Genomic DNA, 20602 nt, shown 5'->3' with positions numbered 1-20602 from the left:
CCGGGAGCGTTTGCCCGCTGTCCGCCCGGCTGTTGTAGTAGGCCGGTGGGAACGGCGAACGCAGTGGAAGCGGTGTTCAGGATCGAGTCCGCGCGGATCATCGGCGGTGTCGCCCGCATTGTGCGGGATGTGGGCATCGCCGAGGAGATCGCGCAGGACGCGCTGGTCGCGGCGTTGGAGCAGTGGCCGGAGTCAGGTGTTCCGGATAAGCCGGGCGCCTGGCTCATGGCCACCGCCAGAAACCGCGCGATCGATCTCGTACGCCGCCGGGAGACCTATGCGCGCAAACTGGCGGAGGTCGGGCGGACCCTGGAGGACGTACCGCCGCCGGAGCCGCCGGAAGCGGACGGCATCGACGACGATCTGCTGCGGCTGATCTTCACCGCATGCCATCCGGTGCTGACGACGCCGTCCCGGATCGCGCTCACCCTCCGGCTCGTCGGCGGGCTCACCACCCAGGAGATCGCCCGCGCCTTCCTGGCCGAGGAAGCGGCGATCGCCCAGCGCATCGTCCGCGCGAAACGCTCCCTCGCCAAGGCGGGCGTGCCCTTCGAAGTGCCGTACGGCCCCGAGCGCGCGGCCCGGCTCGGCTCCGTGCTGGAGGTCATCTATCTGATCTTCAACGAGGGGTACTCGGCGACCGCGGGCGACGACTGGCTGCGCCCGGCGCTCTGCGAGGACGCGCTGCGCCTCGGGCGGGTGCTGTCGGGGCTGATGCCCGGGGAGCCGGAGGCGCACGGCCTGGTCGCGCTGCTGGAGATCCAGGCGTCGCGCATCGCCGCCCGCACCGGCCCGGACGGCGCCCCGGTGCTGCTCGCGGACCAGAACCGCACCCGCTGGAACCGGCTGTTCATCCGCCGGGGGTACGCGGCCCTCGCCCGCGCCACGGCGGAGGGAGACGTTCCGGGGCCGTACACGCTCCAGGCGGCGATCGCCGCCTGCCACGCCCGGGCGGCCCGTTACCAGGACACGGACTGGCGGACGATCGCCACGCTCTACGCACGGCTGGCGGAGGCCGCCCCCTCGCCGGTGGTGGAGCTGAACCGCGCGGTCGCGGTCTCCATGGCGGAGGGGCCCCAGCGGGCCCTCGACCTGGTGGACGCGCTCAGGGACGAGCCCGCGCTGGCGGGATACCACCTGCTGCCGAGCGTACGGGGGGATCTGCTGGCCCGGCTCGGACGGACGGCGGAGGCGAGCGCGGAGTTCGCCCGCGCGGCGGCGCTGACGCGCAACGAACGGGAGCGCGAACTGCTGCTGGGGCGGACGGAGGAGCGGACGGAGGAACCGGCCTGACCGGGCCCCGCACCCCAGGGCGTGCCGGCTCGGGGGCCTCCGGATTCAGCCTTTCGCCCTGACGGGCCGCCCGATCAGCATCGTCGGGGCGCCCGAGACCCGGGTCAGAAACACCGTCGCCGCGTTCGGCCCCTGCGGCTTCACCCGGCGGCGAAGCTCCTCCGGCTCCACCGCGGACCCCCGCTTCTTCACCGTCAGCGTCCCTACCTCGCGCTCCCGGAGCAGCGCCTTGAGCCGCTTCAGATGGAACGGCAGCTCATCGGTGATCTCGTACGCGGTGGTGAACGGATGGTCCGGGTGCGGCTCGTCGGAGGTGATGTACGCGATCGTCTCGTCGATCAGACCGCCGTTCAGCTCCTCGGCGGCCTCCGCCACCAGATGCGCCCGGATGACCGCGCCGTCCGGCTCGTACAGATAGCGGCCGACCGGACGGACCGGAGGGTCCGGCAGCCCGCGGCCGGTGAGCGTGTACGGGCCCGGCAGCAGGGTCGCACCGATCCCGGCGCCCGTGGCCGTGCCCGGGGCCGTGTCCGGGGCCGCGCCCGTGGCGGGTGTGCCCCGCCAGAGCACGGCCTCCTTCACATCGCCCTCGTCCGAGATCCACTCCGCATGGAAATCGTCCGGAATCAGCTCGTGCGGAACACCGGGCGCGATCTTGAGGGCGGCGTACGGACGGGTACGGGCCGCCTCGATCGCCCAGGACAGCGGAGGGGAGTACGCCTCCGGGTCGAAGACCCGGCCCCGGCCGCCCCGGCGGGCCGGGTCCACGAAGACCGCGTCGTACTCCGAGACATCGGTGGCCATGACATCGGCGCAGCGGACCTCGATCAGCGAGGTCAGACCGAGTGCCGCCGCGTTGGCGCGGACGGCGGCGGCGGTCAGCGGATCGCGGTCCACCGCCAGCACCCGGATGCCCGCGCGGGCGAACGCGATCGCGTCGCCGCCGATCCCGCTGCACAGATCCGCGACCGTACGCACCCCCAGCGCGGCGAGCCGTCCGGCGCGGTATTCGGCGACGGACTTCCGCGTCGACTGCTCCACGCCGTTGGGCGTGAAGTACATCCGGTACGCGTCCTCCGCGCCGAACTTCGCCACCGCGCGCTGCCGCAGCCGGGCCTGGCCGATGGCCGCCGAGACCAGATCGGCTGGGTGCTCGCGGCGCAGCCGGGTGGCGATGGCCAGTTCCCGCGCGGGGTCGAAGTCGCGCAGCTCGGCGAGGAGGGCCTGGCCCTCGGCGGTGAGAAGGGGGGTGAGGTCGTTCACCCGGACATTGTCGGCCAGAGGGGCGCGGGTGCGGTCGGGGGGAGGGGCCGGGGCCGGTTCTGTGGGCCATGTGCCGGGGGCGGTGTGGGCCAGGAGGGGGACGGTCCGCCCGCGGCGGCGGTGTCGGCCGGACCGCGGGGGGCCGGGCTGACAGGATCCAGCGCCATGCAGCTAAACGGACAAAAAGAAAAGATGCCTGGAAACGGACTCCGTGCCCGGCGGTGCCGCCGTACGCTCGCGGCTGTTCTGCTGCTCGCGCTCGCCGGCTCCGCCTGTACGGTCCCGGGCCCCGGCGCGCAGGGCGGGGCGGACTCCGGGGCGGACTCCGGCGCGGAGCGGCGGAGCGCCAAGCGGCAGCAGGCGGGCCCGCCCGGCTCCCCGGCCGACCGTGCGGAACGGGTCAAGCGCGCCCAGGTCGCACGCGCCGCCGCGGCGCGGAAGTGGGGACTCGACAGCACCCCGCTGGCCGCGCCCGAGCCCCCGGCCGTCAAGCCGCGCATCACCACCCGCAAGGGCTTCGAGGTGGAGGGCGCCGACCAGCTGCCGCCGGTCTTCACCACGGTGCCGGTGGATCAGCGGGTGGTCTTTCTGACGATCGACGACGGCCGGGAGAAGGACCCCGAGCTGCTGCGGATGATGACCGAGCTCCAGATCCCGTACAGCTCGTTCCTCAGCGACTATCTGATCAGCGACGACTACGGCTACTTCCGTGAGATGCGCGACCGGGGCGTCTCGCTCCACAACCACACCCTCAACCACCGCTATATGCCCGGGCTCTCGTACGCCGAGCAGAAGCACGAGATCTGCGGCCAGCAGGACCGGCTCGCCAAGCGGTACGGGACCCGGCCGCCGCTCTTCCGCCCGCCGTACGGGAACTACAACCAGGACACCCTGCGCGCCGCCAAGGAGTGCGGGGTGAAGGCGGTGCCGCTCTGGGCCGCGGAGGCGTTCCCGGACCATATGGAGTGGCGCGAGTGGGACCGGGATCTGCACCCGGGGGACATCATCCTGACCCACTTCCGGGGCACGGACGAGTGGGAGGGGAGCATGGCCGACATGATCCGCGAGGTGATGAGAACGGTCACCGAGAAGGGATACGCGGTGGCCCGCCTGGAGGACTACGTCTGAGCCCTCGCCCAGGTCCGGCGTCCCTCGCCCAGGTCCGGCACCCCCCGCCCGGCCCCGGTCCGCCGCCCGGGAACGCCCTCGTCTCACCTTCGTCCGCCGCCCGGGAACCCCCCCGCCCGGTCGCGCCACAAAGACCCGGCATTGGCACTCCGCTTGACCGAGTGCTAATCGCGGTCATAGTCTCACCTCTGGCACTCCCCACCGGAGAGTGCCAACACAGCGACAGGCAGGTCCGGCACCCGCGACGACGGATCTCCACCTGGTCGCCACCCAGACAGTCAAACCCCGTGAGATCTCCGAAGGGGGAGGTCGGATCGTGACGACCACCAGCTCCAAGGTTGCCATCAAGCCGCTTGAGGACCGCATTGTGGTCCAGCCGCTCGACGCCGAGCAGACCACGGCCTCTGGCCTGGTCATCCCGGACACCGCGAAGGAGAAGCCCCAGGAGGGCGTCGTCCTCGCGGTGGGCCCGGGTCGCTTCGAGAACGGCGAGCGCCTGCCGCTCGACGTTCAGACCGGCGATGTCGTGCTCTACAGCAAGTACGGTGGCACCGAGGTGAAGTACAACGGCGAGGAGTACCTCGTCCTCTCGGCCCGCGACGTGCTCGCGATCATCGAGAAGTAATTCACCCCACGTTTTTGATCTGCGCCCCTGGCCCCCGCTGACACTCGAATCCGGGCGCTGGGGGCGCATTTCGTATCACGAAGAGGACTGAACGCTCCATGGCGAAGATCCTGAAGTTCGACGAGGACGCCCGTCGCGCTCTTGAGCGCGGCGTCAACAAGCTTGCCGACACGGTGAAGGTGACGATCGGCCCCAAGGGCCGCAACGTCGTCATCGACAAGAAGTTCGGCGCCCCCACCATCACCAACGACGGTGTCACGATCGCCCGCGAGGTCGAGCTCGACGACCCGTACGAGAACCTCGGCGCCCAGCTGGTGAAGGAGGTGGCCACCAAGACCAACGACGTCGCTGGTGACGGCACCACCACCGCCACCGTGCTGGCCCAGGCGCTGGTCCGCGAGGGCATGCGCAATGTCGCCGCCGGCGCCTCCCCGGCTTCGCTGAAGAAGGGCATCGACGCCGCCGTCAAGGCCGTGTCCGATGAGCTTCTCGCGACCGCCCGTCCGATCGAGGACAAGACCGACATCGCCGCCGTGGCCGCGCTCTCCGCGCAGGACCAGCAGGTCGGCGAGCTGGTCGGCGAGGCCATGGACAAGGTCGGCAAGGACGGTGTCATCACCGTCGAGGAGTCGAACACCTTCGGCCTGGAGCTCGACTTCACCGAGGGCATGGCCTTCGACAAGGGCTACCTGTCCCCGTACATGGTGACCGACCAGGAGCGTATGGAGGCCGTCCTCGACGACCCGTACATCCTGATCAACCAGGGCAAGATCTCCTCCATCCAGGACCTGCTGCCGCTGCTGGAGAAGGTCATCCAGGCGGGTGGCTCCAAGCCGCTGCTGATCATCGCCGAGGACGTCGAGGGCGAGGCCCTGTCGACCCTGGTCGTCAACAAGATCCGCGGCACGTTCAACGCCGTGGCCGTCAAGGCCCCCGGCTTCGGCGACCGCCGCAAGGCGATGCTCCAGGACATGGCCATCCTCACGGGTGCCACCGTCATCGCCGAAGAGGTCGGCCTCAAGCTCGACCAGGCCGGTCTGGACGTGCTGGGCAGCGCCCGCCGCGTGACGATCACCAAGGACGACACCACCATCGTCGACGGTGGCGGCAAGTCCGAGGACATCACGGGCCGCGTGGCGCAGATCAAGGCCGAGATCGAGTCCACCGACTCCGACTGGGACCGCGAGAAGCTCCAGGAGCGCCTCGCGAAGCTGGCCGGCGGTGTGTGCGTGATCCGTGTCGGCGCCGCCACCGAGGTGGAGCTGAAGGAGAAGAAGCACCGTCTGGAGGACGCCATCTCCGCGACCCGCGCCGCGGTCGAGGAGGGCATCGTCTCCGGTGGCGGCTCCGCGCTCGTCCACGCCGTCAAGGTGCTGGAGGGCAACCTCGGCAAGGAGGGCGACGAGGCCACCGGTGTCGCCGTCGTCCGCCGCGCCGCCGTCGAGCCGCTGCGCTGGATCGCCGAGAACGCCGGCCTTGAGGGTTACGTCATCACCTCCAAGGTCGCCGAGCTGGAGAAGGGCCAGGGCTACAACGCCGCCACCGGCGAGTACGGAGACCTGGTGAAGGCCGGCGTCATCGACCCGGTCAAGGTCACCCGCTCCGCCCTGGAGAACGCCGCTTCCATCGCCTCCCTGCTGCTCACGACCGAGACCCTGGTCGTCGAGAAGCCGGCCGAGGAAGAGGCCGACGCGGGCCACGGTCACGGCCACTCCCACTGACGCATCGGCCGCGTCGGCGGGAGCGGGCCACGGCCACTCCCGCTGACGCCCTGGCCGCGTCGGCGGAGGGACGGGCGGACCGCACGGTCCCCCCGTACCCCGTCTAGCACCCCGTGGGTGCGCCGCACTCCGGCGCCCCGCGCATCGGGCCCGGCACCCCTGTTCAGGGGCGCCGGGCCCGATGCTTTCACCCGGGGCTTCTGTACTGGGCCGGGCTGGGCCGGTGCGTCCGGCGGGCGGGCGTCACGCGCTGCGGCCCAGATCCTCCGCCCGCACCGGATGGGCGAACGGCAGCCCCTTCCCGTAACGCTCCAGCTCGTCCAGGGCACGGTCCGCCAGCCGGTGCAGCTCACCGCCGAGCGAGCCCGCTATATGAGGGGTCAGCAGCACATTCGGCAGGGTGTACAGCGGCGATCCGGCGGGCGGAACCTCGGGCTCGGTCACATCGAGCACGGCGTACAGCCGCCCCGACACCAGCTCCGGCAGCAGCGCCGCCTCGTCGATCAGCGAGCCGCGCGAGGTATTGATCAGCGTCGCTCCGTCCCGCATGAGCGCGAGCCTGCGGCCGTCGATCAGACGACGGGTCGCCGGCAGCTCGGGGGCGTGGACGGAGACGATGTCAGCGGCGGCGCAGAGCTCGTCCAGCCCGGTCCGCACGGCTCCCAGCTCCGCCGCCTCCGGGTCGCCGATGTACGGATCGTGGAGAAGTACGCGCAGCTCGAAGGGGCGGAGCAGTTCGATCACCCGGCGGCCGATCCGGGAGGCCCCGACGATGCCCACGGTACGGCGGTAGTTGCCCGCGTCCGAGAGCTCGCCCGCCCAGTCGTGGCCGGTGCGCAGCCGTGCGTACCGCCGGGCCGACGGCAGCACCCGCTTTCCCGCGAAGAGGATCGCGGCGAGGGTGTACTCCGCGACGGGCAGCGCGTTGGCCGAGGCGGCGGAGGACACCGCGATGCCGCGTTCCCAGCAGGCTTCGGTCATATGGTGCTTGACGGATCCGGCGGCGTGCACGACAGCGCGCAGCCGGGGCGCGCGGGCCAGCGCCCTGGCGGTCAGCGGGGGCGCTCCCCAGCAGGTGAGGAGTGTTTCGGCGGTGGCGAGCGCGGATTCGACGGCGGGGGTGGGGGACTCAAGACTGTGGGCGATCAGCCGGGGGTCGGTACGGGCGAGCGCGGTGAGCCGGTCACGGTGCCGGCCGGTGAGCAGCCGCTCGGCGACGCCCGGGCCCATGGCGAGCAGGACCGTGGGCCGGCGGCCGGCGGTGTCGTGCTGTAGGGCGTCTCGTACGTCGTGCCGTACCTCGCGCCGCCCGTCGTCCTGTAGGCCGTTCCGTACGTCGTCTCGTATCTCGTCTCGCATGGGGATCACGACTCCTCATGGCTGATGCACGGTCGGACGGCTCCTGGCGCCCGGGCGCCAGGACTCCGGCGGCCCGGGTCCCCGGCCGTTGCTGCGGACCGCTACTGCGGACCGTACTTGCGGCCCGTCTTGGAGGTCATCCCTCCCAGCACCCCCCGGGGCGCCAGCTTCACCAGCCCCATCAGCGCCTTGTACCGGGGGTCGGGGACCGACACCGTCTTCCCGCGCGCCAGATCCGTCAGCGCCGCAGCCACCAGCTTGTCCGCGTCCAGCCACATCCACCCCGGGATGTTGTCCGTCCCCATGCCCGCCCGCGCATGGAACTCGGTCCGTACGAACCCCGGGCAGAGCGCCATCATCCGCACTCCGGTGCCCGCCAGATCCCGCGCCGTGCCCTGGGTGAACTGCACCACCCACGCCTTGGACGCGCCATAGGTCCCCCGGGGCACGAAGGCCGCCACCGAGGCCACATTGACCACCCCGCCCCGGCCGCGTTCGCGCATCGCGCCGGCCGCCGCCGAGGTGAGCCGCAGCACCGCCTCGCAGTGCACCTTCAACATGGTCAGCTCATCGGCCATGGACACCTCCAGGAAGCGTCCCTTGTTGCCGAAACCGGCGTTGTTGACCAGCAGATCCACCGGGTCGCGGCGGTCGGCGAGCCGGGTCTCGACGGCAGCGATCCCCTCGTCCAGGGAGAGGTCCGCCGTCAGCACCTCCGCCTCGACGCCGTGCCGGTCGTGCAGCTCGGTGGCCTGTTCCTGCAATCTCTTCGTGTCGCGGGCCACCAGCACCAGGTTGTGTCCGTCGGCGGCGAGCCGCCGGGCGAAGGCGGCGCCGATGCCGGCGGTCGCTCCCGTGATCAATGCAGTCGTCATAAGCGGCACGTTAGTGCCCCGTTACGGCGGCCGGTCACGCGCTCCGGTACTTCGCGAGGTACTCGTGGGCCGCCTTGCGCACCAAGGGGTGGAGCGCGTCGCCCGCCGCGAGCACCTCGGGGAGCAGCGAGCGCTCGGTGGTCACGGCCCGGAAGGCCATGCTCGCGGTCACTCCGTGGTCCGGCCGGTGCACGATCTCGACCGGGTCGCCCGCCTGGATCCCGCCGGGTTCGATCACTCGCAGATACGCCCCGGTCCTGGCGTGCCGGGTGAACCGTTTGACCCAGCCCTTCTCGCCCAGCCAGCCCGCGAACGTACGGCAGGGAATGCGGCCGTCGGTCACTTCGAGCACCAGCCGCTCGCCGATCCGCCAGCGCTCCCCGACCAGCGCGTCGCTCACCTCGACACCGATCGTGGTCAGGTTCTCGCCGAAGGAGCCGTTGGGCAGGGCGCGGTCCAGCTCGCGCTCCCAGAAGTCGAGCTCCTCACGGGCGTAGGCGTACACCGCCTGCTCGGATCCGCCGTGATGGCGCAGATCGCCGATCATGTCCCCGGCGAGCCCGCTGCCGCCCACACCGCTCGGGCCGGGGTCCGTCACCCATACGGTCCCCTCGACCGGACGTTTGTCGATGGCGGTGGGGCGATCGCTGTACTCCACGGCCTGGGTGCGGCCCGCGTTCACGGTCAGAAGCCTCATGGGTCCACGCTAAACCCCGATATCTCAAGCGTTCCAGTGAATAATTAACGATGCCTCCAAGCTTCCCTTATGCTTAAAGGGTGATCGAGGCCCGTCATCTCCGAGTCCTGCGCGCGGTGGCCACCACCGGCTCCTTCTCCGCCGCCGCCCGCGCCCTGGGGTGCACCCAGCCCGCCGTCAGCCAGCAGATGAAGGCCCTGGAGGGCTCCGCGGGCACCCCGCTGCTGATCCGTACGGGCCGTGAGATGCGGCTGACCCAGGCCGGTGAGGTGCTGGTGCGCCATGCCTCCGGCATCCTCGCCGGGCTCACCGCGGCCGAGGAGGAGATCGCCGCCATCGCCGGGCTGCGGGCCGGCCGGGTCCGGCTGGTCTCCTTCCCCAGCGGCAGTTCCACGCTGGTGCCCACCGCGCTCGCCGCGCTCCGCGCCGCACACCCGGGCACCCAGGTATCGCTGGTGGAGGCGGAGCCGCCGCGCTCGGTGGAGATGCTGCGCGAGGGCGACTGCGATGTGGCGCTGGCGTTCCGCTACGGCGGCGCGGCCGAGCGGGAGGGGGAGTGGGACGACCTGATCGTCCGGCCCCTGCTCTCGGACCGGCTCGTCGGGCTGGTGCCGGAGGGCCACCGGCTCGCCGAGGCGGGCTCGGTCACCATCCGCGATCTGGCCGAAGAGCCCTGGATCGCGGGCTGCCCGCGCTGTCGCCGACAGCTGGTCGAGGTCTGTGAGGAGGCCGGTTTCACCCCCCGTATCGACTTCGCCACGGATGACTACCCGGCGGTGATCGGCCTGGTGGGCGCGGGTCTGGGCGTCGCGGTCCTGCCGGAGCTGGCCCTTGAGTCGGTACGTCCCAAGGGGACGCGTACGGTCACGGTCGAGCCGCCGGTGGCCCGTGAGATCGTCGCGCTGACCCTGCCGGACCTCTCCCAGGTCCCCACGGTCGCGGCCACCCTGGAGCAGCTGACCCTGGCCGCTTCCCGCTGACCGGCTCTGCCGCACGGCCTCTGCTGCGGCCCGGGGTCCCGGGCCGCAGCAGAGGCCATACGGGAGAGCCACGGGCCGCGGGCCCGTGCGGGAGCGCCGGGGGTCCGTGGGGGAGAGATGGGCCGTTCGGGTGGCGTACACCGTCCGGACGGTGCAGGAACGTTTCTGCGAAAGATGGACGGGAGGGGTGTCAGCTCCGCTGCTCCCCCGTCGCGCTCGCCGCCGGGACCAGCCGGTGCCGCGCGCGCCCCATCAGCTCCTCGCGTTCGTCCTCCGTGAGCCCGCCCCACACGCCGTAGGGCTCTCGTACCGCCAGCGCGTGCGCCGCGCACTCCGCGCGCACGGGGCACCTCATGCACACCTCTTTCGCCGAGTTCTCGCGCGCGCTGCGCGCCGCGCCCCGTTCCCCTTCGGGATGGAAGAAGAGCGAGCTGTCCACCCCACGGCAGGCCGCGAGGAGCTGCCAGTCCCACAGGTCGGCGTTGGGTCCGGGAAGGCGGGAGAAATCTGCCATAGCGCTTGCCCCTTGAAACCGTGCTGAGTGGATCGGTCAGGTCGCGCACGAGCGTGGACGCGAGCGGCACCCAGCCCGCACGCTGCCCCACGACCGTACATCTAATGTGTAAGTAGATGTAAATATGACTCTTTGCGAATCTAGCCACAGACACTGCCTAAAATGAAGAAAAGCCGCTAAACGGGGCATGTCTCCCGAATGAAGAACCGTTCCCCCGCGTCGCTCCCCCGTCTCTCGGGGTCGGTCGCGGGGAGTGCTGAAGAGTGCCGACCACCCCGTAACTCTTTCGAGTGACCGTCGTTGATAGTGCGGAGGCGGTTGAAGCAACAAGTGCTCGGGCACATGTCCGAGCGCGTTCAACCGCACAGGTGAAGACACGTACTCAGCCTGGAGGCACAAGGTGACGCGCATCAGCTGCGGAGGGCGGCCATGACATCCGTCCTCGTCTGCGACGACTCCCCGCTTGCCCGAGAGGCGCTCCGCCGCGCGGTCGCGACCGTGCCCGGCGTCGAGCGCGTGACGACCGCGGCCAACGGCGAGGAAGTGCTCCGCCGCTGGGGCGCCGACCGCTCGGATCTGATTCTGATGGATGTACGCATGCCCGGCCTGGGCGGTGTCGAGACGGTCCGCCGGCTGCTCTCGGCCGATCCCGGGGCCCGGATCATCATGCTCACGGTCGCGGAGGACCTCGACGGGGTGGCCCTCGCGGTCGCCGCCGGGGCCCGTGGCTATCTGCACAAGGACGCCTCGCGCGCCGAGCTGCGGGCGACGGTCACCCAGGCCCTCGCCGACCCGACCTGGCGGCTCGCCCCGCGCAGGCTGCGCTCGGCCGAGATGGGCGCCGCGCCGACGCTCACCGCGCGGGAGATCCAGGTCCTCGAAGGCATGAGTCATGGGCGTTCCAACGCCGAGATCGGCCGTGAGCTCTTCCTCTCCGAGGACACCGTCAAGACCCACGCCCGTCGGCTGTTCAAGAAGCTGGGAGCCTCGGACCGGGCGCACGCCGTCGCGCTCGGATTCCGCTGGGGCCTGGTCCGCTAGGGCTGGTCCCAGGACGGCTCATGAGGTGCCCGGGGGGTGCGAGGAGCCCCGCCCGCCGTACGGTGGGCGGGGAGACGGGCGGCCGTAGGCGTCCGTTTCCCGCGCGATGCCGCATCCTTGAGGTGTGGAGTTCCTCGGGGACGAGTCCGGCGAGCGGAAGGGGAGGGCGCAGGCGATGAGTTCCGGCGCACCTGCTCATAACGCTTCGGTGTACAACATGGGACAGGGTGCCACGGATCAGCGGCCACCAGGGCACCATGGAACGATGCGTGACGACAACACCACGGTGATCGGTGCACTCGTTCACCGTGCCGTCGACGGAGACGAGCAAGCCACGCACGATCTCCTCGCGCATGTCCATCCGCTGGCGCTGCGGTACTGCCGCACCCGGCTGAACAGGCTGCCCGGAGACGCGCGCCATTTCGTGGAGGACCTCGCACAGGAGGTCTGTGTCGCGGTGCTGATGGCCCTGCCCCGTTATCGGGACACCGGGAGGCCCTTCGAAGCCTTCGTCTTCGCCATCGCCTCGCACAAGGTCGCCGATCTCCAGCGGGCGGCCATGCGCCACCCCGGATCGACGGCCGTGCCGTCCGACGAGATGCCGGAGCGCCCCGACGACTCCCTCGGGCCGGAGGAGCGCGCCCTGCTCAGCGATGACGCGGAGTGGGCGAAGAAACTCCTGGCCAACCTTCCGGAGAACCAGCGGGAGCTGCTGGTGCTGCGGGTCGCGGTGGGGCTCACCGCCGAGGAGACCGGGCAGATGCTGGGCATGTCCCCGGGCGCGGTCCGGGTCGCTCAGCACCGGGCGCTCAGCCGTCTGAGGGCGCTCGCCGAGCAGTAGCGCGGGGCTTGGCAGGTGCTCGCCGGGCCCTTCCCGCGGACGCTCGTCGTGACCCTCTGCGGGCGCTCGTGTGACAGGAGTCTCCCGGCGGCAGGGCGGGCCGGGGCCGAGGGCCCCGGGCTGTCCGGCATGGCCCGGCACCACCCGTCCAGGGACCTCTCCTCCGTATGACCATATGAAGTCGCTGCCGTTCGATAGACCCCCCTACGGCGTGTGTACCAGCCCACAAAGCCGCCGGGTGATCTTGAACGTGGAATGAGTGGGCCCCCCAGGCCGTTAGCATGGACATCCGCACCGATCAAGGCCATTGGGGAAGGTGTCATGACCAACGTCGACGGAGTGCCCGAGAAATTCGCGACACTCGGGCTGACCTACGACGATGTGCTGCTGCTGCCGGGCTCCTCCGACATGGCGCCCGACCAGATCGACACCTCCTCGTACATCTCGAAGAACGTCCGGGTGAACATCCCGCTGCTCTCCGCAGCCATGGACAAGGTCACCGAGTCCCGGATGGCCATCGCCATGGCCCGCCAGGGCGGCGTGGGCGTGCTGCACCGCAATCTCTCCATCGCCGACCAGGCCAACCAGGTCGACCTGGTCAAGCGCTCCGAGTCCGGCATGGTCACCGACCCGATCACGGTGCACCCCGACGCCACCCTCGCCGAAGCCGATGAGCTCTGCGCGAAATTCCGGATCAGCGGCGTCCCGGTGACCGACCGCGCGGGCAAGCTGCTCGGCATCGTCACCAACCGTGACATGGCCTTCGAGTCGGACCGCGGTCGCCAGGTGCGCGAGGTCATGACCCCGATGCCGCTGGTCACCGGCAAGGTCGGCATCTCCGGCGTGGACGCCATGGAGCTGCTGCGCCGCCACAAGATCGAGAAGCTTCCGCTGGTCGACGACGCGGGCGTGCTCAAGGGCCTGATCACGGTCAAGGACTTCGTCAAGGCCGAGAAGTACCCCAACGCCGCCAAGGACGCCAACGGCCGGCTGCTCGTCGGCGCGGCCGTCGGCGTGGCCGGTGACGCCTTCGAGCGCTCCCAGGCGCTGATCGAGGCGGGCGTCGACTTCATCGTGGTCGACACCGCCCACGGCCACTCCAGGCTGGTCGGCGACATGGTCGCCAAGATCAAGTCGAACGCGTCGACCGTCGATGTCATCGGCGGCAACATCGCCACCCGCGACGGCGCGCAGGCGCTGATCGACTCCGGTGTCGACGGCATCAAGGTCGGGGTCGGCCCCGGCTCCATCTGCACCACCCGCGTGGTCGCCGGTATCGGCGTACCGCAGGTCACCGCCATCTACGAGGCATCGCTCGCCGCCAAGGCCGCCGGTGTCCCGGTCATCGGCGACGGCGGTCTCCAGTACTCCGGCGACATCGCCAAGGCCCTGGTCGCGGGCGCCGACACGGTGATGCTCGGCTCGCTGCTCGCGGGCTGTGAGGAGTCCCCGGGCGAGCTGCTCTTCATCAACGGCAAGCAGTTCAAGTCGTACCGCGGCATGGGCTCGCTCGGCGCGATGCAGTCCCGTGGCGAGCAGCGCTCCTTCTCCAAGGACCGCTACTTCCAGGAGGGCGTCGCCTCCGACGAGAAGCTGGTGCCGGAGGGCATCGAGGGCCAGGTTCCCTACCGGGGCCCGCTCTCCGCCGTCGTCCACCAGCTGGTGGGCGGTCTGCGCCAGTCGATGTTCTACGTCGGCGGGCGCACGGTCCCCGAGCTCCAGTCCAACGGCCGGTTCGTACGGATCACCTCGGCGGGGCTCAAGGAGAGCCACCCGCACGACATCCAGATGACGGTCGAGGCCCCGAACTACAGCAGGAAGTAGCACGACGCTCCTGACGGGGGCGGTTCCGGCATTCCGGACCCGCCCCCGTCGTATGCGTCGGGGATACTGGTTAGCGCAGACGTAGAGCGAAAGGCCACACAAGGTGACTGAGATCGAGATCGGGCGCGGCAAGCGCGGTCGCAGGGCGTACGCGTTCGATGACATCGCCGTCGTACCGAGCCGGCGCACACGGGACCCGAAGGAGGTCTCGATCGCCTGGCAGATCGACGCCTACCGCTTTGACCTGCCCTTCCTGGCCGCCCCGATGGATTCCGTGGTCTCTCCGCAGACCGCGATCCGCATCGGTGAGATGGGCGGCCTCGGCGTGCTCAATCTCGAAGGTCTGTGGACGCGGCACGAGGACCCGCAGCCGCTGCTGGACGAGATCGCGGAGCTGCCGGCCGAGACCGCGACCCGCCGTCTCCAGGAGATCTACGCGGCTCCGATCAAGGAAGAGCTGATCGGGCAGCGGATCAAGGAGGTGCGCGACTCCGGTGTGGTGACGGCCGCCGCGCTCTCCCCGCAGCGGACCGCCCAGTTCTCCAAGGCCGTGGTGGACGCGGGCGTGGATCTCTTCGTGATCCGCGGCACCACCGTCTCCGCCGAGCACGTCTCGGGCGCGGCCGAGCCGCTGAACCTGAAGCAGTTCATCTACGAGCTGGACGTTCCGGTGATCGTCGGCGGCTGCGCGACCTACACCGCCGCGCTGCATCTGATGCGTACGGGCGCGGCGGGCGTGCTCGTCGGCTTCGGCGGCGGGGCCGCGCACACCACCCGTAATGTGCTGGGCATCCAGGTTCCGATGGCGACGGCGGTGGCCGATGTGGCCGCGGCCCGCCGGGACTACATGGACGAGTCCGGTGGCCGCTATGTCCATGTCATCGCGGACGGCGGCGTGGGCTGGTCCGGCGATCTGCCCAAGGCGATCGCCTGTGGCGCGGACGCCGTGATGATCGGCTCCCCGCTGGCCCGTGCCACGGACGCGCCGGGCCGCGGACGGCACTGGGGCATGGAGGCGGTGCATGAGGACGTGCCGCGCGGCAAGCTGATGGACCTGGGCATCGTGGGCACCACGGAGGAGGTCCTGACGGGTCCCTCGCACACCCCCGACGGCTCGATGAACTTCTTCGGGGCGCTGCGTCGCGCGATGGCGACGACGGGCTACAGCGAGCTGAAGGAGTTCCAGCGGGTCGAGGTCACGGTCGCGGACTCGCAGCACAGCCGCTGACCGTATCCGTCTGATACGAGGCTGATACGCGGAGGGGCTCGGCGCCGTCATGGCGCTGGGCCCCTTTGCCGTGTCCGGGTCTCTCCGCGCCCGGCGGGCTCTTCGCCGTATCCCCTTCGCCGTACCCCCTTCGTCGTATCCCCTGCGCCGTATCCGCGAGGTCACAGCCGGTGGGCCGCGCCCGCCGGAGTGGCTCCACGGGTGTCCAGCAGGAGCTGGGCCTTCACGGCGAGCCCCTGGAGGTCGTACGTGCGGTGATGCTGAAGCAGTACGGTCAGATCCGCAGCGGCTGCTGCCTCGTAGAGGGAGTCCGCGCGCGGCACCGGCTGCTCGCGCACCCGCCAGTCGGGGACATAGGGATCGTGGTAGCTGACGGCGGCCCCCAGATCCATCAGTCTGCGCGCGATCTCGGTCGCCGGTGAGCCCGCCAGATCGGCGAGATCGTGCTTGTAGGTGATGCCGAGCAGCAGGACCCGGGCGCCCCGGGCCGACTTTCCGTGCTCGTTCAGCAGGGTGGCGCAGCGCTGGATGACATAGCGGGGCATCCGGGCGTTGATCTCCTGGGCGAGCCCGACCATCCGCAGCGGATGGCCGGGGGTCCGCCCGCTGTACGGGAGCAGACCGGGGTCCAGCGGCACATCGTGGCCGCCGACGCCGGGGCCGGGGCGGAAGGACTGGAAGCCGTACGGCTTGGTCTCCGCGCAGCGGATCACGTCCCAGAGGTCGACGCCGAGATCGTGGCAGAGCACCGCCATCTCATTGACCAGAGCGATGTTCACATGGCGGAAGTTGGTTTCCAGCACCTTCACGGTCTCCGCCTCGCGCAGTCCCCGGGCGCGGACGACCTTGTCGGTCAGCCGCCCGTAGAACGCGGCTGCGGACTCCGTGCACGCGGGGGTGAGACCGCCGATGACCTTGGGGGTGCCGGTGTAGTCGTGGGTGCGGCTGCCGGGATCGACGCGGCCGGGGGAGTACGCGAGATGGAAGTCGCGTCCCGCGCGGAGTCCGGAGCCGTCTTCGAGGAGCGGGCGGAGCACGGCCTCCGTGGTGCCGGGCGGCACTGCGGATTCCAGGAGCACGGTGGTGTGCGGGCGCAGCCGGGCGGCCAGGGCGCGGGCGGCGTCGGTGAGGGCGGTGAGATCGAGATTGCCGTCCGGGCCCAGGGGGGTGGGGGAGCAGATGGCGGCGGTGCGGACCCGGCCGAGCTCGGCCGGGTCGGTGACGGCCTTGAATCCTCCGGCGAGCATCCGGCGGATGTCGGCGGGGGTGCGTCCCGCCGCGGGTTCGGCCAGCTGTCGCGGGTCGGGGTCGTAGCCGATGGTCTTGATGCCGGCGGCGACGGCGGCCTGGGCGAGGGGCAGGCCGTGGTGACCGAGTCCGATGACGGCGAGGTCTGCGGGCATGGGTTGGGCCGTCCTTCCCTGTGCCGCCCATAGCCGGAGGGGAGCGCTGGCGCAAGCCCTGTGGGCGGAACGGGCGTGCGCAATGTCAGACTAGGCGTAAATATGACCGTTATGCGGTATTGCGGGCTTGTGGCTGGGCGAGTGTTATCCACAGGCGGTGGCTGAAGTCGGAGAGTGCGGACAGAATCGATGTTGTGAGCCCGGCCCGGCCCGCATCCGTGGGCCGGGTGCAGAGCACAGGACCCGGGCAGGGGTACACGGGGGCGACGGGAGGCAAGCGCGGTGAAGACAGCGACACTGGGACCCGAGGAGCGCGCCCAGGCATTGGCCGGAATGGCCGAGCGTGAGCTGGATGTGCTGGTCGTCGGCGCTGGAGTGGTCGGCGCGGGCACCGCACTGGACGCGGTGACCCGAGGGCTCTCCACCGGACTGGTCGAGGCGCGTGACTGGGCCTCGGGCACATCGAGCCGGTCGAGCAAGCTCATCCATGGCGGGCTGCGGTATCTGGAGATGCTGGACTTCGCGCTGGTGCGCGAGGCCCTGAAGGAGCGAGGGCTGCTGCTGGAGCGGCTGGCGCCGCATCTGGTGAAGCCGGTGCCGTTCCTCTATCCGCTTCAGCACCAGGGCTGGGAGCGGCTCTACGCCGGGTCGGGCGTCGCGCTCTATGACGCGATGTCGGTGTCGTCCGGGCATGGCCGTGGACTGCCCGTGCACCGCCATCTCTCCCGGCGGCGCGCTCTGCGGGTCGCGCCCTGTCTCCGAAAGGACTCCCTGGTCGGAGCATTGCAGTACTACGACGCCCAGATGGACGACGCCCGCTATGTGGCGACCCTGGTGCGGACCGCCGCGAGCTATGGGGCCCATGTCGCCAGCCGGGCCCGGGTCATCGGCTTTCTCCGTGAGGGCGAGCGGGTGGTGGGCGCGCGGGTCCAGGACGTCGAGGGCGGCGGGGAGTACGAGATCCGCGCCAAGCAGATCGTGAACGCGACAGGGGTGTGGACGGACGACACCCAGGCGCTGATCGGGGAGCGCGGCCAGTTCCATGTGCGCGCCTCCAAAGGCATCCATCTGGTCGTGCCCAAGGACCGGATCCACTCCACCACCGGGCTGATCCTGCGCACCGAGAAGTCGGTGCTCTTCGTCATCCCCTGGGGACGGCACTGGATCATCGGCACCACGGACACCGACTGGGATCTCGACAAGGCGCATCCGGCGGCCTCCAGCGCCGACATCGACTATCTGCTGGAGCATGTCAACTCGGTGCTGGCCGTGCCCCTGACCCGGGACGACGTCCAGGGGGTCTACGCCGGGCTGCGACCGCTGCTGGCCGGTGAGTCGGATGCGACGAGCAAGCTCTCCCGCGAGCACACGGTGGCGCACCCGGTACCGGGACTTGTGGTCGTCGCGGGCGGTAAGTACACGACCTACCGGGTGATGGCGAAGGACGCGGTGGACGCGGCGGTGCACGGCCTGGACCAGCGCGTCGCCGCCTGTGTCACGGAGGACGTACCCCTGGTCGGCGCCGAAGGCTATACGGCTCTGTGGAACGCGCGGGCGAGGATCGCCGCGCGCACCGGACTCCATGTGGTGCGCGTCGAGCATCTGCTGAACCGGTACGGCTCGTTGACCGATGAACTCCTCGGGCTCATCGCCGAGGACCCCGGCCTGGGGGAGCCGCTCACCGGCGCGGACGACTATCTCCGGGCCGAGGTCGTCTACGCGGCGTCGCATGAAGGGGCCCGGCATCTCGACGATGTGCTGACCCGGCGCACCCGGATCTCGATCGAGACCTTCGACCGGGGGACGCGCAGCGCACGGGAGTGCGCGGAGTTGATGGCGCCGGTCCTGGGGTGGGAGAAGGCGCAGATCGAGAAGGAGGTGCAGCACTACGAGAAGCGGGTGGAAGCCGAACGGGAGTCGCAGCGGCAGCCCGACGATCTGACGGCGGACGCGGCGCGACTGGGGGCGCCGGACATCGTGCCGCTGTGATCCGTCCCCGGACCGGGTGGGGGGGCGGACCGGGTGGGCGGGGCTGCGCCCGGGGGTGGTCGGAACGCGCGGGGCTGCGCCCGGGGGCGGCGGTCCGGGTAGGCGGGGCTGTGCTGGGGTGGTCCGGACGCGCGGCGCTGCATGGGGTGGTCCGGACGCGCAGGGCTGCTGCCCTGGATGGTCCGGACGCGCGGCGCTGCGGCACGGGTGGTTCGGATACGTGGGTGCCGTGCCGTGCTGGGAGGGGAGGGGAGGGGGAGGGGGGAGGGGGCGGTTCGAACGCGTGGTGCCTGCCCGCCCGTTTCGCGATGCTTCGCTCCGGTTGGCCGACGACGAGGCGTGCCTGACGCCGCCTTGATCCGTACGGGTCCGTTCCCGGAGGCCAGCGGCTTCGGCACGGCGTGCCGTGGTGCGATTCGCGCTGGTCGGGCGGGGGGCCTCGCGTCGGAGAGCGGCATGGTGGATGCTCGGACCTTCCGGGTCCGCACCGCTGGTCGGCGGACCCGGGAGAAACACCGGTCCCGCGGTGAGGGACAATGAAGGCTCTGCCAAGGCGTGTTACCGCATCGCTGCGGGAGCGGCAGACGCGGGCGAAGACCAGGGATCGCAGAGGGGACGCATGTCGGAGGCGGAGCAGTCGCGGAAGCCCCAGCAGGACAAGCCCACCGACTCCGGGGCGGCGCTGCCGGAGTCGGACGGCCGGACGTCCGGGGAGCCCGAGGGGGACGCGGGCGCCGACGCGCGGACGCGGCCCGGGGCCGGCGGCGGAGCGGCTGACGCCGGTACAGACGCGGTAGCCGGGAGCGGGGTTGAGCCCGGCGACGGGAACCCTGAGCGGGCCGGCGAGCGGAAGACCGCGCGCGGTGGATCCGGCGCGCGCGCCGCCCTGCCCCGTCAGACGACCGGCGGGGAGTCCGTGTCCGTGGGCGCCGGACAGCGGGAAGAGGCCGCTGAGGCCGCCGCCTCCGGCGGCCCGGGCCCGGGCCCCGGCCGCGACACGGCCGGGCGGGCTTCGCGATCCGCCCGGGACTCCGGAGCCAAGGGAGATCCCGAAGGGCGGCTGCTCTCCGGGCGCTACCGGCTCGGCGGGGTGCTCGGCCGGGGCGGTATGGGCACGGTGTGGCGGGCGGTCGACGAGACCCTCGGGCGGACCGTCGCCGTGAAGGAACTGCGCTTCCCCAACAGCATCGACGACGAGGAGAAGCGCCGCCTCATCACCCGGACCCTCCGCGAGGCCAAGGCCATCGCCCGGATCCGCAACAACAGCGCGGTGACGGTCTTCGACGTCGTGGACGAGGACGACCGCCCGTGGATCGTGATGGAGCTGGTCGAGGGCAAGTCGCTCGCCGAAGTCATCCGCGAGGACGGCACCCTGACGCCCCGCCGGGCCGCCGAGGTCGGGCTCGCCGTCCTCGACGTGCTGCGCTCCGCGCACCGCGAGGGCATTCTGCACCGCGATGTGAAGCCGTCCAATGTGCTCATCGCCGACGACGGCCGGGTGGTGCTCACCGACTTCGGCATCGCCCAGGTCGAAGGCGACCCGTCGATCACCTCCACCGGAATGCTGGTCGGCGCCCCGTCGTACATATCGCCTGAGCGGGCCCGTGGCCACCGCCCCGGTCCCGCCGCCGACCTGTGGTCGCTCGGCGGGCTGCTCTACGCCAGCGTGGAGGGCTGCCCGCCCTACGACAAGGGCTCGGCGATCGCGACGCTCACCGCGGTCATGACCGAACCGCTCGACCCGCCGAAGAGCGCCGGCCCGCTGGAGGAGGTCATCTACGGCCTGCTCGCCAAGGACCCGGACCAGCGGCTCGACGACGC

At 71.1% G+C, this 20602-nt stretch carries 17 protein-coding genes; 11 read left to right on the top strand and 6 right to left on the bottom strand.

The genetic code is table 11. The annotated features are described in order from the left end of the window. Positions 1-45: 45 nt before the first annotated feature. Positions 46-1293, top strand: a complete 1248-nt coding sequence (locus FF041_RS28270) for an RNA polymerase sigma factor (protein ID WP_323392946.1) — start codon at positions 46-48, stop codon at positions 1291-1293. Positions 1294-1338: 45 nt separating this feature from the next. Here the strand turns inward: FF041_RS28270 and FF041_RS28265 are convergent, their stop codons facing one another. Beyond that, positions 1339-2556: a THUMP-like domain-containing protein gene (locus tag FF041_RS28265; RefSeq protein ID WP_323392944.1), complete on the bottom strand. Its 1218-nt coding sequence runs from the start codon at positions 2554-2556 to the stop codon at positions 1339-1341. Between the two features lie 192 nt (positions 2557-2748). Here FF041_RS28265 and FF041_RS28260 point away from each other — a divergent pair, with 192 nt between their 5' ends. The 3 genes from FF041_RS28260 (at position 2749) to groL (ending at position 6030) form a co-directional block, all read left to right on the top strand. After that, a complete protein-coding gene (locus tag FF041_RS28260) occupies positions 2749-3684 on the top strand; it encodes a polysaccharide deacetylase family protein (RefSeq protein ID WP_153525464.1) in 936 nt (311 codons plus the stop codon). A gap of 316 nt (positions 3685-4000) precedes the next feature. Beyond that, complete coding sequence (gene groES / locus FF041_RS28255; RefSeq protein ID WP_323371856.1) at positions 4001-4309, top strand: co-chaperone GroES; 309 nt, start codon at positions 4001-4003, stop codon at positions 4307-4309. A 98-nt stretch (positions 4310-4407) separates the two neighbouring features. Then, on the top strand, positions 4408-6030 hold the full coding sequence (gene groL, locus FF041_RS28250) for a chaperonin GroEL (RefSeq protein ID WP_153525463.1): 1623 nt from the start codon (positions 4408-4410) through the stop codon (positions 6028-6030). Between the two features lie 243 nt (positions 6031-6273). Here the strand turns inward: groL and FF041_RS28245 are convergent, their stop codons facing one another. From FF041_RS28245 to FF041_RS28235, 3 genes are all read right to left on the bottom strand, one after another. Next, a complete protein-coding gene (locus FF041_RS28245; RefSeq protein ID WP_228388684.1) occupies positions 6274-7260 on the bottom strand; it encodes a hydroxyacid dehydrogenase in 987 nt (328 codons plus the stop codon). Between the two features lie 230 nt (positions 7261-7490). Further along, positions 7491-8264: an SDR family NAD(P)-dependent oxidoreductase gene (locus FF041_RS28240; RefSeq protein ID WP_153525462.1), complete on the bottom strand. Its 774-nt coding sequence runs from the start codon at positions 8262-8264 to the stop codon at positions 7491-7493. 34 nt (positions 8265-8298) lie between these two features. Beyond that, a complete protein-coding gene (locus tag FF041_RS28235) occupies positions 8299-8961 on the bottom strand; it encodes an MOSC domain-containing protein (RefSeq protein WP_153484369.1) in 663 nt (220 codons plus the stop codon). 80 nt (positions 8962-9041) lie between these two features. Here FF041_RS28235 and FF041_RS28230 point away from each other — a divergent pair, with 80 nt between their 5' ends. Beyond that, positions 9042-9941, top strand: coding sequence for a LysR family transcriptional regulator (locus FF041_RS28230; RefSeq protein WP_323371855.1), 900 nt, complete (start codon positions 9042-9044; stop codon positions 9939-9941). A 190-nt stretch (positions 9942-10131) separates the two neighbouring features. Here the strand turns inward: FF041_RS28230 and FF041_RS28225 are convergent, their stop codons facing one another. Then, positions 10132-10455 carry a WhiB family transcriptional regulator gene (locus FF041_RS28225; RefSeq protein ID WP_153484368.1) on the bottom strand — a complete coding sequence of 108 codons (324 nt, stop codon included), beginning with the start codon at positions 10453-10455 and terminating at the stop codon, positions 10132-10134. A 429-nt stretch (positions 10456-10884) separates the two neighbouring features. Between FF041_RS28225 and FF041_RS28220 the strand changes: the two genes are divergently transcribed. The 4 genes from FF041_RS28220 to FF041_RS28205 all read left to right on the top strand — a co-directional run bounded on the left by FF041_RS28220 (position 10885) and on the right by FF041_RS28205 (position 15389). After that, the gene (locus FF041_RS28220; protein WP_003948568.1) at positions 10885-11496 is read left to right on the top strand and encodes a response regulator transcription factor; all 612 of its coding nucleotides are present in this window, start codon (positions 10885-10887) and stop codon (positions 11494-11496) included. Positions 11497-11761: 265 nt separating this feature from the next. Beyond that, a complete protein-coding gene (locus FF041_RS28215) occupies positions 11762-12337 on the top strand; it encodes a sigma-70 family RNA polymerase sigma factor (protein WP_153484367.1) in 576 nt (191 codons plus the stop codon). A 321-nt stretch (positions 12338-12658) separates the two neighbouring features. After that, positions 12659-14161 carry an IMP dehydrogenase gene (gene guaB, locus FF041_RS28210; RefSeq protein ID WP_153484366.1) on the top strand — a complete coding sequence of 501 codons (1503 nt, stop codon included), beginning with the start codon at positions 12659-12661 and terminating at the stop codon, positions 14159-14161. A 103-nt stretch (positions 14162-14264) separates the two neighbouring features. Next, positions 14265-15389 (top strand): GuaB3 family IMP dehydrogenase-related protein, encoded by a 1125-nt coding sequence (locus FF041_RS28205; RefSeq protein ID WP_323371850.1) that lies wholly within the window; start codon positions 14265-14267, stop codon positions 15387-15389. A 161-nt stretch (positions 15390-15550) separates the two neighbouring features. Here FF041_RS28205 and FF041_RS28200 read toward each other — a convergent pair whose 3' ends face one another. Then, positions 15551-16792, bottom strand: a complete 1242-nt coding sequence (locus tag FF041_RS28200) for a nucleotide sugar dehydrogenase (protein WP_153525461.1) — start codon at positions 16790-16792, stop codon at positions 15551-15553. 282 nt (positions 16793-17074) lie between these two features. Here FF041_RS28200 and FF041_RS28195 point away from each other — a divergent pair, with 282 nt between their 5' ends. Further along, complete coding sequence (locus tag FF041_RS28195; protein WP_323392940.1) at positions 17075-18781, top strand: glycerol-3-phosphate dehydrogenase/oxidase; 1707 nt, start codon at positions 17075-17077, stop codon at positions 18779-18781. A gap of 619 nt (positions 18782-19400) precedes the next feature. Next, a partial coding sequence (locus FF041_RS28190) for a serine/threonine-protein kinase (RefSeq protein WP_153525460.1) occupies positions 19401-20602 on the top strand: 1202 nt, incomplete at its 3' end.

This window comes from Streptomyces jumonjinensis (genome assembly GCF_009600885.1).
Classification (GTDB): Bacteria; Actinomycetota; Actinomycetes; order Streptomycetales; family Streptomycetaceae; genus Streptomyces; species Streptomyces jumonjinensis.
Note: the sequence above shows the minus strand (reverse complement) of the source record. Positions and strands in the feature narration are given on the sequence as shown.

Excerpts from the sequence above, each read along its gene's own strand:
- FF041_RS28260 (WP_153525464.1), top strand. The coding sequence starts at position 2,749 with ATGCCTGGAAACGGACTCCGTGCCCGGCGGTGCCGCCGTACGCTCGCG.
- groL (WP_153525463.1), top strand. The coding sequence starts at position 4,408 with ATGGCGAAGATCCTGAAGTTCGACGAGGACGCCCGTCGCGCTCTTGAG.
- FF041_RS28245 (WP_228388684.1), bottom strand. The coding sequence starts at position 7,260 with ATGGGCCCGGGCGTCGCCGAGCGGCTGCTCACCGGCCGGCACCGTGAC.
- FF041_RS28240 (WP_153525462.1), bottom strand. The coding sequence starts at position 8,264 with ATGACGACTGCATTGATCACGGGAGCGACCGCCGGCATCGGCGCCGCC.
- FF041_RS28235 (WP_153484369.1), bottom strand. The coding sequence starts at position 8,961 with ATGAGGCTTCTGACCGTGAACGCGGGCCGCACCCAGGCCGTGGAGTAC.
- FF041_RS28225 (WP_153484368.1), bottom strand. The coding sequence starts at position 10,455 with ATGGCAGATTTCTCCCGCCTTCCCGGACCCAACGCCGACCTGTGGGAC.
- FF041_RS28220 (WP_003948568.1), top strand. The coding sequence starts at position 10,885 with ATGACATCCGTCCTCGTCTGCGACGACTCCCCGCTTGCCCGAGAGGCG.
- FF041_RS28215 (WP_153484367.1), top strand. The coding sequence starts at position 11,762 with ATGCGTGACGACAACACCACGGTGATCGGTGCACTCGTTCACCGTGCC.
- guaB (WP_153484366.1), top strand. The coding sequence starts at position 12,659 with ATGACCAACGTCGACGGAGTGCCCGAGAAATTCGCGACACTCGGGCTG.
- FF041_RS28200 (WP_153525461.1), bottom strand. The coding sequence starts at position 16,792 with ATGCCCGCAGACCTCGCCGTCATCGGACTCGGTCACCACGGCCTGCCC.